The sequence below is a fragment of the Amycolatopsis sp. NPDC059235 genome, from assembly GCF_042754125.1.
Lineage (GTDB): Bacteria > Actinomycetota > Actinomycetes > Mycobacteriales > Pseudonocardiaceae > Amycolatopsis > Amycolatopsis albidoflava.
The window spans coordinates 168,722-183,366 of sequence record NZ_JBHZAG010000006.1 but is presented as its reverse complement, the minus strand read 5'-3'; the positions used below and the strand labels follow the sequence as shown (position 1 = coordinate 183,366).

Sequence of the window (14,645 nt, the reverse complement as noted above, 5' to 3'; positions counted from 1 at the left end):
AATCACTTCAGGTTTAGGAGGGTGTCATGGCGGTGCTGGTGACCGGGGGCAATGCCGGGATCGGCTACTTCGTCGCGGAGCAGCTGGCCGAGGCGGGAGCGGAGGTGGTGCTCGGCAGCCGGGACCCGGCGAAGGCGGAGGTCGCGTTGAAGGTCCTCCGCGAGCGGGTGCCGGGGGCGCGCGTGTCGTGGGCGCGGCTGGACCTTGCCGACTTGGCTTCGGTGAAGGGAGTCGAGGTCGGCGAACTCGACGCGGTCGTGCTGAACGCGGGCGTGTATCTCGACGGGCCCGAGCGGCGGGAGACCAAGGACGGGCACGAGATGACGTTCGGGGTCAATCACCTCGGGCACTTCGCGCTGACTGCGGCGCTTCAAGATCAGCTGAAGCCGGGCGCGAGGATTGTGACGACAGGGAGCTTCGCGGCGAAGTCGGCGAAGCTCGATTTCGAGGATCTGCAGAGCATGCGCGATTACCAGCCCAAAACTGCGTACGAACGGTCGAAGCTCGCGCAAACGTTGTTCGCGCTGGAGTTGGATCGACGGCTAAGGACAGCGGGCAGCAGCAGGCTGAGTGTCGTCGCGCATCCTGGCGGGGCGCTGGACAGTCTGACTCCGGACCGGCCGCCGCTGCATGTGCGCAGTACGAAACAAAAGCTGAGCCTCGCGCGAATTGCCTTGCAGGGCAAGGACGGCGGCGCGCGGCCAGCGGTGCGGGCGGCGGTCGGGCCGGATGTCCACAGTGGCCAGATCTGGGGTCCGCGGGTGTTCGGTCTCAAAGGACGGCCCCGGCCGGAGCCGGTGCGCGGGCCGTACGCGGACGCCGAAGCCGCCGCCCGGTTGTGGGCGGCGAGCGTGGAGCTGACCGGAGTCGAGCCGTCGATCAGCTGACGTCGATCAGCACCTTCCCGGTGACGCCCTTTTCCGACGCCTCGTGCGCGCGAGCGGTTTCCGCCAGCGGGAACCGGTGCACGGGCAGGCCGTGATCGGGGCCGAGCCGGAGTCCGCCGTCGGCCAGGGCGGCGTTCAGGTCTTCCGCTCCGGCGCGCAGGCGGTCGAATCCGACGGTGTAGAGCACCAGGAACTGGTAGCGGCTGTTGAGGAAAACGTTCTGTCCAAAGTCGACAGTCACGGTCCCGGTTCCGCGGTCGTCGCCGTAGGCCGCGACGACCCCGCGCGGGCGAAGTACCGCGGCGTGCAGGGGAGCGTTCACGCCGACGGCGACCTCCACGATCACGTCAACGCCGTCCGGCGCGATTTCCCGGATCGCCGCGGCGACATCTCCTTCGGTGTACCGCACGACGTGCTGCGCACCGGCGGCACGCGCGAGCGCGGCCTTGTCCTCGGTGCTGACGGTGGCGATCACGGTCGCTCCGGCCCAGCGCGCCAGCTGGATCGCGGCGTTGCCGACCGCGCCCGCGCCGCCGCTGACCAGAACAGTCTTGCCGGCCAACGCATTCGGAGCCAGCCGCTGCGGTCCGTCCTCCGCGACAGTGAGCGCGCGGTGCGCGGTGAGCGCCGGGATCGCGAACGCGGCGCCTTCGTCGAAGCCGATTCCGTCGGGGAGCGGCACGAGCCGGTCCGCCGGAAGAACGGTGTACTCCTGCGCGGTCCCGGACAACGGCGAGTGCGCGGCGGCCAGCAGCAGCCACACCCGGTCGCCCACGGAGAATCCGTCCACCCCGGCGCCGATCGCGTCCACGACGCCGGCCCCGTCCTGGTTGGGCACGGACAGCTCCGCCTCGACGCCGAACCGAGAGCCGGAGCGCGCCTTCCAGTCGGTCGGGTTCACCGCGGACACCGCGATCCGCACGCGCACCTCGCCCGGCCCCGGCTCGGGCACGGCGAGTTCGGACAACGTCAGCACTTCCGGGCCGCCGAACTGGCGGTAGGTCACAGCTTTCACCCTCGGTGCAATTCACCGGCGGGCGCGGCTATTCCCGCCGCGCGCGTCAGCGCGCGCCGAGCCGCGCGACCACCGGGGCGAAGTCCTCGAGGAAAGCGCCGTTTACGCTGTAGTACGACACCCCGAGTTCCTCGCGCCGCCGCTGCAGCTCCTCGGCCATCGCGGCCGGTCCGCCGCGCAGGAGGGTGAGCGAATCGTGCTCGATCAGGGTCTCGATGTCGTGGCCGATGAAGGTGCGGATCCACGGCGGGATTTCCTCGCCGACGACGAAAATGTTCATCGCCAGTTCGACCTCCCGGCCGCCGGCCGCGGCCCGGATCTCGGCGGCGTACTCGGCGGTCTCCGCCCGGCTCGCGAGGATGCTGTGGGCGAGGGTGACGACGTCCGCGCGTTCGCCTGCCAGCCGACGCGCTTTCGGCCCGCCCGCGGCGACCATCACCGGCGTGTGCTCATCGCCGTCGAGACGGCGCAGGTGCGAGATCGTGTCCGACACCTGGGCCAGCCGCTCCGGACCGGTGCCGTACGGCAGGCCCAGCTCGGCGGCGGCTTCGCGCATCAGCGGAATCCCGGTGCCGATCCCCATTTCGAACCGGCGGTCGGTGAGCACGCTGAGGCTGTGCGCCTCCCACGCCGCCGCGCGCGGCGTGCGCAGCGGGCTGGCGAAGACGAACGTCCCGACCCGCAGTTCGGTCGTCACCGCCGCCGCGACGGCCAGCGACGCGGTCGGGGTCGGAAGATGCAGATTGTCCGGCGAAAGCAGGGTCGAATATCCGAGATCCTCCGCGCGCCGTGCGGTTTCCCGCCATTTCGCCCCGCCTTCTTGCGGCGCCGCGACAACCCCGAACCGAAAAGTTTTTCCCGCCATGGCACCAGAAAACCACGGCCGCCGCACTCGCGCCAGCAAATGCGGCAGCCGGGTGAGTCAGCCGCGCTGGTACTGCTCCCAGGTCAGCTTCGGGTTGACCGCGGGGCCGTCGTCCTTGCCGTGGTTGGCGAGGCCGTTCTGCCCGAGGTAATAGGCTCCGACCTGGTGCTGCGCGCCCGAGGACAGGTCCGGGTCGTTGACCGCGATCGCGTGGATGTGGTAGCCCCAGTCGCCTTGCGAGGGTGTGCGCACCCAGGCCGCGAACCCGACCTTCCGGAGGTCCTTGGCGAATTCGGTGCGGGTCGCCGAGGACATGTCCGCCACCGAAACGTCGAAAGCGCCGCCGCCGTCGTGCGTTCCGGCCGACGCGCCGACGCCGCCCGGGTTGTACGAACCCTGCGTGAGGCCGACGTCCTTGCCGAACAGCTTTTCGGCTGCTTGAAGCATCGCCTTGGTGCGCGTGTTCAGCGTGACGCCGTGATAGGTCACGTGGCTGCCCGCGGATACCGGGTTCGACACGGTGTACCGGCCGGAGCCGAGCTTCTCCAGCGACGTCTTGCCGGGCAGGCCCGAGGCGTCGATTCCGGTGTAGCCGAGGGACTTCTGGTACTTCGAGTAGGCGTCGATCGTGGTGGTCCCGAAGTAGCCGTCGACGTACTTGGCGTCCAGCAGCCCCTTGGCCTGCAACGCCTTCTCGACCAGCAGGACGCTGTCGTGCGCGCCCGGCGTCTGCGTGCTGTCGGCGCGCTGCGGGTCGATCTGGGCCGCCAGCAGCACGGCTTCCATGTTCGCCGCCGGCAGCGCCGCGGCTACGCCCGGAGCGGCGACGGCGACCGTGGCCGCCGCCGCGGCCCCGGCGGTGAGCACTGCGAGTTTCCTGAGCATCCGTGTCCTCCCGGTCCTGGTCGGTCCGGGCCGAGCATCGCCGAGCGGGATACACGGGACGTACAAATGCGCCCCGACCTCACTCCAGCCACTCGGTGACGAACCGGTCGTTCTCGTGGATGTGCACGGCCTCGTACGGTTCGGGCCCGAGCGAGACGAACTTGTGCGGCATGTCCGGCGGCGCGACTAGCACGTCCCCGGCGACGCCTTCGCGCTGCTCGTCGCCGATGGTGAACAACGCGCGGCCGCGCTGGATGACGAAGGTTTCGCGGTAAGGATGCCGGTGGAGGCGCGGCCCGGAGCCGGGCTCGGTTTCGTACTCGCGGATGACGGAGACGCTGGAGCCGACTTCGTAGCCCTCGACGTCCCGGGTTGCGGGTTCAGTCATGTCCGTGAACGTTAGCCCGCCGGGGCGGTGGCTGGGGCGAAAATCGGGCGGATCCCGGCTGGGTGGTGGTGGCGTTGGCTTGGGCGCGCCAGAGTGCCGTTCGCCATGGCATCGAGCGGATCGAGAGATCGCAGATCTCAGAGCTTCAAACCGAGCCACGCGGCGTAGCTCGTCAGCGTCTCCGATTGCCGCCGCGCGGAACGGACGAGCGCCGAGACTGTTTCGCGGGTCATCGGGTGCCTCCGGGCTTGACCCGGCGCGACCATGCGTGCGCGTTGCAGCTGTTTCAGCGCCTTCTCCGGCTGATTCAGCCAACGGTACGAGCGGGCCATGTCCAGATGGTGATGCCCGATCCGGGTGGGAAGCCAGCCGGCCGGGATCCGCAGCCCCCGGCCGGCTTCGACAGCCAGGTTGTGCTCCCCGAGGGCACCGAAGGTCACCACGCGGTGGACTTGAACGTTCGCGGGTCCGAAGCCGAACCAGAAGGTTTCCGGCTCTTCTCCCGTCAACGCGGCGATCCGGGCAGCTTCCTCGAGGTGGCCCGTCATGGCGTCGCGGTCCCTGGTGCGAGCTGCGATCACCGATGCGCCGAGATGCAGCTGTCCTCGAGCCACCAGCGCTCCCGGAGCGTCCTCCGCGCCGTCCAGGAGCGCTGCGCCTGCGTTGTTCAACCGCCAGCACGCCGCATAGTCCTCGTCGCGAAGGTATGCGGTCACCCGCAGGTATTCCCGGGCAGCGCGGAGGCCGGGCGCGCGACCTCCGGCTTGCCGCGCGGCCCAATCCATTTTGCCGAGCGCGTTCACCGACAGCGTGTTGTCTCCGACGGCGATCCCCGCCGAATGGCCGCAGCGAGTCGTCAGTGCGAGGAGCGCCCATGCGTCATGCCGGTCTTGTCCGGCGCAGCTCTCGGCGGCGATGTGCAACTCGGCGACGAGGGAGGGCAGCAGCGCGATCATCGGCTCGTACTGCGCGGCCTGCGCGAGCCGGTTGAGATACCGGACATCGGCCTGAAGCACAGCGAGCGGGCGCGGCGCGACAGCCGAGTCCGGCGGGAGATCGAGCAGGTCCAGCGCGGCACGGACAGGCGACAGCCGGGCGGCGAGTTCGTCGTCCTCCCGCCGCCACTCGAATCTGTTCCAGGCCAGCCTCTCGACGCGGACTCCGAGGGAGTCGGCGACCCGGCCGAGGAACTCGGGCGCCGGGATTTCCTCCCCGCGTTCCACCTTCGAGAGCATGCTCGTGCTGTAGCTGATCCTGCGTGCCAGAGCATGCTGCGTCAGGCCGGCCAGCTTCCGGGCCGCAGCGATCCGCCCACCGATTCCAGAGTCCACGAGAGCATCGTTCCGCAATTTCCCGATGCCTGGCGAGTGCTCTATTCGGGTTGTCATTTTCCTGTCACTTCCCGCGCCGGGCTTGTCGTAGCGTCGCGGCCGAGTGCGGGAAAGGCGTCAGGGGCGATGCCCTTGGGCCGTCTTGAAGCAGAGGGGAAACAACATGACTATCGCAGTAGACGACCTCGCCGGCAAGGGCCTTGTCACCGAAGCGCTGTTCGCTCGTCTCGTCGCCCGGATCGCGAAAGAGAACACCTGGCCGCGCGAATACGCGGCGCGCGTCATGGACCAGGCGCTGGCTTTCCTCGCAGCCTGTGCACGGACTTCCCGGCCGTTGGCTCCGAGCGAAATTGTCGATATCGGGTGGCACGCGTTCGTCCTTTATACCCGCGAATACGCGGATTTCTGCGAGCGGATCTCGGGAGGATTCATCCATCACGTACCTGACGACGAGGCCGAGGGCGGAGGCGCGGCCTTCGCCGAGAAGATGGATCGCACGACGTCCGCGATTCAGGCGGCAGGTTTCGCCGTGGATCCCGAGCTGTGGTTTACTTCGGCCGCCAAGTGCGCGAAGTGCTCACAGTGCAAGAACGGATGCACCGACGATCCGCCGCCGTCGGCGTCGTGCTGACGCGAAGGGAAGGCAATGTCCAGCCGAGCCTGGGAGGACATTCCTGCCCCGGTGCGGCGGGCGGTCGAGAAGGAAACGGGAAAGGTTTCCAGCTCCGTTTCCCCGTCCGACGGACGGAACTCGGACTTCCTGGCGACGCTTCAGGCCGAGCGGGGACGCTTCTTCGTCAAGGGGGTCCGGGCGGGAACCCGCCAGGAGCGGATGCAGCGGATCGAGGCCAAGGCGAATCCGGGCCTGCCGCATGCTGTCGCTCCGCGCCTTCTCTGGGAAGCCGAGGCGGACGGATGGTCCTTGCTGGGCTTCGAACACGTCGCGGGACGGCATGCGAACCTCGAGCCGGGCTCGCCCGATCTCCCGTTGGTCGCGGACGCCGCGGTGACGATGGCGCAGGCGCTGGCGGGATGTTCGCTGGACCTTCCGTCAGCCGCCGAGCAGTGGGCTTGGTCGAGCCCGTGGCGTCGGCTGTCGAAGCAGCCCGACGGCAAACTGGGTCTTTGGGATCGGCGGCATCTGGACGAACTCGTGGAGCGGGAGCGCCAGGGAATCGACTGGGTGCGCGGCGACAGCCTTGTGCACGGCGACCTTCATCCGCTGAACATCCTGGTGTCCGACCGGGCTCGGGTCGTCGACTGGGCCTGGTCGAGCCTCGGCGCGCCTTGGCTCGACGCGACGTCACTGGTCCTGCGGCTCGTCGCGGACGGTCACACTCCGGCGCAGGCCGAGGAGTGGGCTCGGCGGATTCCGGCCTACCGCGACGCCCCGGACCGGGGAATCACCGCTTTTTCCGTCCTTGTCCTGGGCATGTGGACGTATCGGGGCGCTTTCCCCCGGCTGACCGAGGTCGCGCGGCGCTACGTCCGGCATCGCCTGGCGCTTTGACCGCCTCCCAGGCAACCTGTCGGATGTCTGTCCGCACAAAACCGGCCAGATCTCTGTCATTCCGTTGACCTCGCCGCCCGCCAGCCGGAAAGGTCGGACAACACGAGGTCTGGGAGGCAGCGTGCGGTACTCAGTCGTGACAGCGTTGGTGACGGCGGCGGTCGTCGGTGCGGGAAGCGTTGCGGCGGCCGCGCCGCAGGTCCCGCTGGTGAGCGACCCGGCGGCTTACGTCGATCCGCTTGTCGGCACCGGGCGCGGCGGCACCTCGGTCGGCGAGATCAACAACTTCCCCGGGCCGGCCGCGCCGTTCGGGATGATGCAGTTTTCGCCGGACACCGACGGGTCCTACGCCGGCTACCAGTATCACAGCGACAAGATCCGCGGCTTCAGCCTCGACCACGCGTCGGTCGGCTGCAACGCGTTCGGCGACGTCCCGATTCTGCCGGTCACCGGCGATGTCGGGGCGAAGCCGTGGGACCGCGTCGAGCGGTTCACGCACGACGGTGAGCAGGCGGAACCCGGTTATTACGCTGTCACGTTTCCCGATTCCGGCGTGCGCACCGAGCTGACGGCGACCACGCGCACGGGGATGGCGGCGTTCACCTTCCCCGCCGGGCAGAACGCGCAGGTGCTGGTGAAGGGCGGCGCGAGTCTCGCGGGCAACTCCGCTGCTGGCCTGCGGATCACCGGCGACCGCGAGGTCAGCGGGCAGGCGACGACTGGGCACTTCTGCGGCAAGTCGAACAAGTACACCGTCTACTACGACATCACCTTCGACCGTCCGTTTACCGCGCACGGCACCTGGGACGGCCAGACCGTCCAGCCGGGCAGTGATCAGGTCGACGCGCCGAAAGCGGGTGCGTACCTGACGTTCGGCGACGCGGGCGCGGTCCGCGCGAAGGTGTCGATGTCCTATGTGGACGTTCAGGGCGCGAAGGAGAACATGGAGCCCGGTTGGGACTTCACCGCGATGCGCCAGAAGACGAGGGACGCCTGGCGCGACGCGCTCGGCCGGATTCGCGTGGCGGGCAAGGATTCCGCGCAGCTCAAGACGTTCTACACCGCTCTCTACCACAGCCTGATGCACCCGAACACGTTCAACGACGTCGACGGTCGCTACATCGGCTTCGACAATCAAGTCCGCACGCTCCCGGCCGGGCACTCGCAATACGCCAACTTCTCCGACTGGGACACCTACCGCTCGCTCGCGCCCTTGCACGGCATGCTGTTCCCGAAGGAAGCCAGCGACATGGCGCAATCGCTGACCAACGACGCGGTCCAGGGCGGCTGGTGGCCGCGCTGGCCGATGGCCAACGGCTACACCGGGCAGATGACCGGCGACAGTTCGGTCGCGCTGCTGTCCAGCCTCTACGCCTTCGGCGCGCGCGACTTCGACGTCAAGACCGCGCTGAAGTACCTGGTCAAGGGCGCTACGTCGGTGGACGAGACGCCGGGCGCGTACCAGGAACGCCGGGGGATCGCGGACTACCTCGCGCGCGGCTACCTGCCGAACAACGACGCCTCCCGCGGCGACCACGCGCGCGTCGGGGCCTCGATCACGCTGGAATGGGCGATCGACGACTTCGCCATCGCGCAATTCGCGGGCGCGATCGGCGACCGCGGCGTCGCCCGCGACTTCGCCGAACGCGGCCAGAACTGGCAGCACCTGTTCAACCCGGCCACCGGCTACCTCCAGCCGCGCGGCCAGGACGGACGCTTCCCGGACGGTCCCGCGTACCAGCCGCCCGCGCCCGGCACCTTCGGCCAGGACGGTTTCGACGAGGGCAACGCCGCGCAGTACACCTGGCTCGTCCCGCAGGACACGGCCGGGCTGGTGACCGCGATGGGCGGCCCGGCGGCGGTGTCCGCGCGGCTCGACACGTTCTTCCAGAAGCTCAACGTCGGCCCGAACGAGCCGTACATGTGGGCGGGCAACGAGCCCGATTTCGGCGTGCCCTGGCTGTACAACCACGTCGGCCAGCCGTGGAAGACGCAGGAAGTGGTGCGCCGGATCGCGACCACGTTGTTCAGCGCGACGCCGGACGGCGAACCCGGCAACGACGACCTCGGCGCGCAGTCATCCTGGTACGTCTGGGCCGCGCTCGGGCTCTACCCGTCGACCCCGGGCACGCCGGATCTCACGGTGCACAGCCCGCTGTTCGAGCGCGCGGTGCTGACGCTGCCGGGAGGCCGCACCCTCGACCTCCGTGCGCCGGGCGCTTCGACGACCACGCAGTACGTCCACGGTCTGGCGCTCAACGGGCATCGGTGGGATCGGACGTCGCTGCCGCAGGACCTGGCGCGCAATGGCGGACGGCTCGACTTCGCGCTGTCCGCGCAGCCGGACCGGAACTGGGCCGCGAACACGCAGCCACCGTCCTATCGGGACGGCGAGGAGCCGTACGTCGCCTCGGTGGCCAACCAGGTCACCGTCGAACCGGGTGGCTCCGGCACCGTCGCGGTGAACGGCCAGCGGCTCGGCGGACAGCTGAGCTCGCTGAACCTGGCGACGTCGGCCCCGGCCGGAATCACCGTGTCCGGCCCGCGTTCGGTGCGGCTCGACGACCGCACCGGAAGCGGGAAAACGGATCTGACCGTTACGGCCGCGGCGGGAACTCGCGCGGGTTACTACGAAGTGCCCGTAACGTTGCGCGGCCAGGGACATTCGGTTTCTTCCTCGATAATTGTGTTGGTCGCGCCGAAGGGAAGCCTGGCCGGATCCTTCGGCAACGTCGGAATTTCCGAGGACGGCGACGGCGGTTCGGCGAATTTCGACGGTGCCGGAAACAGCTATTCGCGGAAAGCGCTGGCCGACGCCGGTCTCGCTCCGGGTTCGACCGGACACGCTGCGGGTACGACGTTCGTCTGGCCCGCCGCGCCGTCCGGCCGCCCGGACAACGCGGTGGCCTCCGGGCAGAAGCTCGATCTGGGTGGAACTTCAGCCGGCCGCCTGCTTTTCGTCGGTTCGGCGACGAACGGAGACCATCGCGGGAGCGCGACCGTCGCGTTCACCGACGGCACGACGGCGACCGCCGATCTTTCGTTCGGTGACTGGGTGTTGCCGGGCGGAAATACCGAACCAGTGTTCGGCAATACGCTCGTGGCCCGCACCGCGCACCGGAATCAGCCCGGCGGCCAGGGAATCGGCGCCTCGGTTTACGCCACGTCGCCGCTGGAAATCCCGGCGGGCAAGAAGATCGCGACGGTGACTCTTCCGGCCGATCCGGACCTCCACGTTTTCGCCCTCGGCCTCGGGTGAGTTTGTCAAGCAGGATTCCCAGGGTGTGATCTGTTCGCGGGTTCCGGAATTTCTCGGCCGTCTTCTTCGTAGGTGCCCAAGTGCTCACGACGAAGGGGAGTGGCGTGAACGAAACACGCGAAGCGCCGAACGCGGGGAGCCAGCTGAAGCTGGTGCTCGTGCTCGGCGTTCTGGTGGCACTGGGGCCGCTGTCCATCGACATGTATCTGCCGGCGCTGCCGGACATCACCCGCGAACTGTCGACGACGGAGTCGACGATCCAGCTGACCCTCACCGGAACGGTGCTGGGGCTCGGGCTCGGCCAGCTGATCGCCGGCCCGCTTTCGGACGCGATGGGGCGGCGCATCCCGCTCGTCGCGGGAAGTTTGATCCACGTCGTCGCGTCGCTGCTGTGCCTGGTGGCGCCGACGGTGGAGCTGCTGAGCGCGGCGCGCGTGCTGCAGGGGCTGGGCGCCTCGGCGGGCGCGGTGCTGGCGCTGGCCGTGGTGCGCGACCTCTACACCGATCGCGCCGCGGCGAAACTGCTGTCCAAGCTCATCCTGGTGATGGGCGTTTCCCCGGTGCTGGCCCCGACGCTCGGCAGCGCGCTGCTGGCGTGGACGCACTGGCGCGGGGTGTTCGTGGTGCTCGCCGCGATCGGGCTGGCGAGCGGGATCGCGGCGGCGCTCGCGCTGCCGGAGACGCTGCCGCCCGCTCGGCGGCAGCCGTTCCAGCTCCGGGCGACCGTGCGGTCCTACCGGAGCCTGTTCACCGACCGCTCGTTCGTCGGGCTGGTGCTGGTGGCCGGGTTCGCGATGGCCGGGCTGTTCGCGTTCGTCAGCGGCGGGTCGTTCGTGTTCCAGCAGCAGTACGGGCTGGACCAGCAGCAGTTCGGCCTGATGTTCGGGGCGAGCGCGGTGTGGCTGATCGCCGCGACGCAGGTCAACGCCCGGCTGATGAACCGCTTCGAACCGCACCAGGTGCTGCTCGTGGCGAGCCTCGCCGCGGCGGGCTCGGCGGCGGTGCTGCTGGCGACCGCGCTGACCGGGTTCGGCGGCATGTTCGGCGTCGCGGTGCCGGTGTGGGCGGTGCTGTTCTTCGCCGGGCTGATCCTGCCGAACGCGCCCGCGGTCGCGCTCGACGCGCACGGGAACAACGCCGGGACGGCGGCGTCGCTGCTGGGCGCGGTGCAGTTCGGCGTCGGCGCGGCGGTCTCGCCGGTGGTCGGCCTGCTGGGCAACAACGCGGCCGCGATGGCCACGGTGATGTTCGGCGGACTGGTGGTGTCCGGGCTGGTGCTGTGGCTGATCGCGCGGCCGTGGCAGGGCCGGGCGGTCGAGCAGGACGAACTGGTCGACACCAGGGTTCCGGTGGCGGTCGACTGACCCCGCTGTCCGTGAGGGGAACCCCGAGGGACTCTGATTCCCTCGGGGTTCCCCTCACGGACCTTCACATGCTGCGGAGCACCGAGACGACCACGCCGAGCACCGCGGCCCGGTCGCCGTCGATCACGTCGTAGGCCGGGTTGCGGGGCTCGAGGTAGACGTGCCCGTCGCGGCGGCGGTAGACCTTCACCGTCGCCTCCTCGTCGATCATCGCGGCGACGATCTGCCCCGAATGCGCCTCGTGCTGCTGCTTCACCACCACGATGTCGCCGTCGCAGATCGCCGCGTCGACCATCGAATCGCCGCGCACGCGAAGCCCGAAAACGGTGCCGCGGCCGGTGAGCCCGCGCGGCAGTTGCAGGACATCGTCCACGTGCTCCAGCGCGGAGATCGGCGTGCCGGCCGCGATGTCGCCGACCACCGGCACCGGCACGGAGTCGCCGCCGTCGCGCGAGGGGACGTCGCCGAGGAACGCGCGCACGTCGATCGGCCGCGACATCGTCGAGCTGCGGCGCAGGAAACCCTTGTCCTCCAGCGCGGCGAGATGCTTCGACACCGAGGACGTCGACCGCAATCCGACCGCTTCGCCGATCTCGCGCGTGCTCGGCGAATACCCGTGCTGGCCCACCCAGTCCCGGATGGTGGCGAGGATGTGCTGCTGCCGCTCGGGCAGGGCCGAAGCGTCGAGGTGGTCGAAGACGTCGTCGTAGGCGGTCACGGGCCGATCGTAGAGGGCGTCCGGGCCGGTCGCGGGGGCCGGGGGCGTTGTTCCCGCGGTTGCTCCACTGTGGACTGTGGATGCGGTTGGTAGGCTTGTCCCTCCGGAGGGTGACGGAGGGGACCGGGGATGACTCAGCCGAGGGAACGGCCGAAGGTGACGGGGATCGGCATCGCGGTGGCGGTGTTGCTCGTGGTGCTGGAGATTTACGCGGTACGCGGGGGAATCTGGTCGGTCGGGGAAATCGTGAGCGGCGGAAGCCGCGTCCGCGCCTCCGATTACCTGTTCGCGTTGTCCCTGGTGCTGGCGATCGTCGTGCTCGTCGGCATAGGGATGATTTTCGCGCGACGGCAATCGGTCGGCCGGATTCTGCTATGGGGCGTGCCGCTGCAGTTGGTGTGCTCGCTCGCCGGGGTGATCCTTGCCCATTCCTGGTGGGACAGCGCCGCGTTCGGCCTGATGACCGTCCTGGCGGTGGTGCTGTGGCTGCCCGCGGTGTCGGCGAAGACGCCTCCGCCCGTGGGCTACGGGATGCCTTACGGGGCACCGGTTCCGGGGATGCCGCAGTATCCGGCGCAGGTTCCGATGGGACAGCAATATCCGCAGCCGGCTCCGGTTCCGCCGCAGTATCCGCAGCAGTACGGCGCTCCGGGAGTGCCGCAGCCGTACCCGCAGCAACCCCAGCAGCAGTATCCGCAGCAGCCGATGCCGGGGCAATGGCCTCCGCAGGGTCCGCCGCACCAGGGGCGCCCGGGCCAGTGATCACTGCCCCGCGAAATGCCGCTGCTGGTCGGTGACCTCGGCCAGCGCCCGCTTGAAATCCGCGTACTCGCCCCGCCCGAGCCGCTGGGCGTGCCGGTCCTCGATCCCGGCGAGGACGCGGGTCGAGGCCCCGATCATGGCCGACCCGCGCTCGGTCGGGCAGACGAGTTTCGCGCGCCGGTCGGCCGGGTCGGGGCGGCGTTCGACGTAGCCGAGGGTTTCGAGTTCGTCGACCATCGTGCCGATGACCTGCTTGCGCCGTCCGGACAGCCGGGACAGTTCCGTCGCGCGCGCACCGTCCGGGCCGAGGTAGGCGAGCACCGCGCCGTGCCGCGGGCTCAGGTCGCCGAAGCCTTCGGCGGCCAGCGCGGTGAACAGTTCCCGCTGCACCGCGAACAGCAGTCGCCCGGCGAGCATCCCCAGGTCGGGTTGCGCGGGCACTCGGGAGTCGGGCACGGCGAAGATCGTAGCCCCCGGCCGGACGCGGGTCAGGACCGCCGGGGCAGCACGCAGAATTCGTTGTCTTCCGGGTCTTTCAGCACGATCCAGTGGTCGTTTTCCGGATCTTCCATGACTCTCGCGCCCAGCGTCACGAGGCGGGCGACCTCGTCGCGCTGCTCGACCGTGTCCGGCGCGATGTCCAGGTGCAGCCGGTTCTTGCCGGCCTTCCCCTCGGGCACCGGCTGGAACAGCAGCGACGGCCGGTCCGGCGCTTTCAGTTCGACGTAGGTGAGTCCGTGACTGTCCGGCCACCGCTCGGCCCGCGGATAGCCCAGCGCTTCCCGCCAGAATTCGGCGAGCGCGTCAGCGTCCCGGCAGTCGACGGCGACGGCGATCAGGTGGCTGCTCATGATCGGTGGCTACCCGCGATCCGCCCCGGGTACTCATCTGTCCACAGTGGACATCAGTGCGGATGGGCGAGAAGGGCGCCGAGACCCGGTCCGGCGGCTGGTCGGCCGAGCAGGGTGAGGCAGTGCCACAGCGTCACCTGCGTCGCGGTGAGCACGGGTTTTCCCGCGCGCTTTTCGAGTTCGGCGAGCAGCGGCGCGGTGTGCAGGGCGGTCTCCGGGACCAGGACGGCTTGGGCGTCCGGGGAGGCCGCGGAATCGACCAGGTCGCGGATCTGGGCGCTGTCCCAGGTTGCCAGGTCGCGGTCGGAACCGGCGTCGGCCGACACGGCGTGCACGGTGGCGATGTCTTCCTCGGCAAGGAATGCCGCGAACGCGTCGGTGATCTCGGGCGCGTACACCGAGGCGAGCGCGATCCGCTCCAAACCGAGCCGATGCGCGGCGGCGAGGAACGCCAGCGATGTGCTGCTCGCCGGGACATCCAGTGCGTCCGTCAGGGCGTCGGTCTGCGTCTTGGCCACGGCGACGCCGTCGAGGAAACTGCAGCTCGTGCATGCCCAGCTGACCACGCGCGGCGACGTCGTGAAGGTCCCCGCAGCCTGGACCAGCCGGTCCGGTTCGCTCAGCTCGCGCACGGCGGCCTGGACGTTTTCCCGCTCGACCACGCGCCGGGCCCAGGGCACGTAGGCGAATTCCACGCCTGGCCGGGCGTCCAGGCACCCGGCCAGGGCGGTGAAGTCGTCTTCGGCGCAATCGCGAGTGGGATACAGCAGACCGATCATCTCGGGCAGTGTCGCACTCGTTCGCCCGGCT

Annotated in this window: 15 protein-coding genes; 6 read left to right on the top strand and 9 right to left on the bottom strand. The window is 69.6% G+C overall.

Annotated features, from left to right (window positions below):
• The first annotated feature begins 26 nt into the window (after positions 1-26).
• The gene (locus ACFXI3_RS06620) at positions 27-887 is read left to right on the top strand and encodes an SDR family NAD(P)-dependent oxidoreductase (RefSeq protein ID WP_378398458.1); all 861 of its coding nucleotides are present in this window, start codon (positions 27-29) and stop codon (positions 885-887) included.
• Here the strand turns inward: ACFXI3_RS06620 and ACFXI3_RS06615 are convergent.
• From ACFXI3_RS06615 to ACFXI3_RS06595, 5 genes are all read right to left on the bottom strand, one after another.
• Positions 880-1,902: an NADPH:quinone reductase gene (locus tag ACFXI3_RS06615; RefSeq protein ID WP_378398456.1), complete on the bottom strand. Its 1,023-nt coding sequence runs from the start codon at positions 1,900-1,902 to the stop codon at positions 880-882. The two genes, ACFXI3_RS06620 and ACFXI3_RS06615, sit on opposite strands and share 8 nt — an antisense overlap.
• A gap of 46 nt (positions 1,903-1,948) precedes the next feature.
• Complete coding sequence (locus ACFXI3_RS06610) at positions 1,949-2,767, bottom strand: LLM class flavin-dependent oxidoreductase (RefSeq protein ID WP_378398454.1); 819 nt, start codon at positions 2,765-2,767, stop codon at positions 1,949-1,951.
• Between the two features lie 57 nt (positions 2,768-2,824).
• Positions 2,825-3,652, bottom strand: a complete 828-nt coding sequence (locus ACFXI3_RS06605) for a peptidoglycan-binding protein (protein ID WP_378398452.1) — start codon at positions 3,650-3,652, stop codon at positions 2,825-2,827.
• A gap of 79 nt (positions 3,653-3,731) precedes the next feature.
• Positions 3,732-4,040 (bottom strand): cupin domain-containing protein, encoded by a 309-nt coding sequence (locus ACFXI3_RS06600; RefSeq protein WP_344279364.1) that lies wholly within the window; start codon positions 4,038-4,040, stop codon positions 3,732-3,734.
• A gap of 137 nt (positions 4,041-4,177) precedes the next feature.
• Entirely contained in the window at positions 4,178-5,371 is a 1,194-nt protein-coding gene (locus ACFXI3_RS06595) for a helix-turn-helix domain-containing protein (protein ID WP_378398451.1), read from the bottom strand.
• Between the two features lie 163 nt (positions 5,372-5,534).
• Here ACFXI3_RS06595 and ACFXI3_RS06590 point away from each other — a divergent pair, with 163 nt between their 5' ends.
• From ACFXI3_RS06590 to ACFXI3_RS06575, 4 genes are all read left to right on the top strand, one after another.
• A complete protein-coding gene (locus tag ACFXI3_RS06590; RefSeq protein ID WP_378398449.1) occupies positions 5,535-6,002 on the top strand; it encodes a glycine-rich domain-containing protein in 468 nt (155 codons plus the stop codon).
• A 15-nt stretch (positions 6,003-6,017) separates the two neighbouring features.
• On the top strand, positions 6,018-6,881 hold the full coding sequence (locus tag ACFXI3_RS06585) for a phosphotransferase (protein ID WP_378398447.1): 864 nt from the start codon (positions 6,018-6,020) through the stop codon (positions 6,879-6,881).
• A 121-nt stretch (positions 6,882-7,002) separates the two neighbouring features.
• On the top strand, positions 7,003-10,140 hold the full coding sequence (locus ACFXI3_RS06580) for a GH92 family glycosyl hydrolase (RefSeq protein ID WP_378398445.1): 3,138 nt from the start codon (positions 7,003-7,005) through the stop codon (positions 10,138-10,140).
• Between the two features lie 104 nt (positions 10,141-10,244).
• Positions 10,245-11,504: a Bcr/CflA family multidrug efflux MFS transporter gene (locus tag ACFXI3_RS06575; RefSeq protein ID WP_378398443.1), complete on the top strand. Its 1,260-nt coding sequence runs from the start codon at positions 10,245-10,247 to the stop codon at positions 11,502-11,504.
• 64 nt (positions 11,505-11,568) lie between these two features.
• Here the strand turns inward: ACFXI3_RS06575 and lexA are convergent, their stop codons facing one another.
• Positions 11,569-12,222: a transcriptional repressor LexA gene (lexA, locus tag ACFXI3_RS06570; protein ID WP_344279381.1), complete on the bottom strand. Its 654-nt coding sequence runs from the start codon at positions 12,220-12,222 to the stop codon at positions 11,569-11,571.
• A 129-nt stretch (positions 12,223-12,351) separates the two neighbouring features.
• On the opposite strand from lexA, the gene ACFXI3_RS06565 reads away from it, so the two are divergent.
• Positions 12,352-12,984: a hypothetical protein gene (locus ACFXI3_RS06565; protein WP_378398441.1), complete on the top strand. Its 633-nt coding sequence runs from the start codon at positions 12,352-12,354 to the stop codon at positions 12,982-12,984.
• Here the strand turns inward: ACFXI3_RS06565 and ACFXI3_RS06560 are convergent, their stop codons facing one another.
• Genes ACFXI3_RS06560 through ACFXI3_RS06550 form a run of 3 tightly spaced genes read right to left on the bottom strand, consistent with a single transcriptional unit; the run spans position 12,985 to position 14,614 of the window.
• Entirely contained in the window at positions 12,985-13,440 is a 456-nt protein-coding gene (locus ACFXI3_RS06560; RefSeq protein WP_378398439.1) for a MarR family winged helix-turn-helix transcriptional regulator, read from the bottom strand.
• 32 nt (positions 13,441-13,472) lie between these two features.
• Entirely contained in the window at positions 13,473-13,835 is a 363-nt protein-coding gene (locus ACFXI3_RS06555; protein ID WP_378398437.1) for a VOC family protein, read from the bottom strand.
• 53 nt (positions 13,836-13,888) lie between these two features.
• On the bottom strand, positions 13,889-14,614 hold the full coding sequence (locus ACFXI3_RS06550) for a decarboxylase (protein ID WP_344279393.1): 726 nt from the start codon (positions 14,612-14,614) through the stop codon (positions 13,889-13,891).
• Positions 14,615-14,645 lie beyond the last annotated feature (31 nt).

What these genes read in the sequence shown, in the direction of transcription:
- ACFXI3_RS06620 (WP_378398458.1), top strand. Translation starts at nt 27, where the DNA reads ATGGCGGTGCTGGTGACCGGGGGCAATGCCGGGATCGGCTACTTCGTC.
- ACFXI3_RS06610 (WP_378398454.1), bottom strand. Translation starts at nt 2,767, where the DNA reads ATGGCGGGAAAAACTTTTCGGTTCGGGGTTGTCGCGGCGCCGCAAGAA.
- ACFXI3_RS06605 (WP_378398452.1), bottom strand. Translation starts at nt 3,652, where the DNA reads ATGCTCAGGAAACTCGCAGTGCTCACCGCCGGGGCCGCGGCGGCGGCC.
- ACFXI3_RS06600 (WP_344279364.1), bottom strand. Translation starts at nt 4,040, where the DNA reads ATGACTGAACCCGCAACCCGGGACGTCGAGGGCTACGAAGTCGGCTCC.
- ACFXI3_RS06590 (WP_378398449.1), top strand. Translation starts at nt 5,535, where the DNA reads ATGACTATCGCAGTAGACGACCTCGCCGGCAAGGGCCTTGTCACCGAA.
- ACFXI3_RS06585 (WP_378398447.1), top strand. Translation starts at nt 6,018, where the DNA reads ATGTCCAGCCGAGCCTGGGAGGACATTCCTGCCCCGGTGCGGCGGGCG.
- ACFXI3_RS06565 (WP_378398441.1), top strand. Translation starts at nt 12,352, where the DNA reads ATGACTCAGCCGAGGGAACGGCCGAAGGTGACGGGGATCGGCATCGCG.
- ACFXI3_RS06555 (WP_378398437.1), bottom strand. Translation starts at nt 13,835, where the DNA reads ATGAGCAGCCACCTGATCGCCGTCGCCGTCGACTGCCGGGACGCTGAC.
- ACFXI3_RS06550 (WP_344279393.1), bottom strand. Translation starts at nt 14,614, where the DNA reads ATGATCGGTCTGCTGTATCCCACTCGCGATTGCGCCGAAGACGACTTC.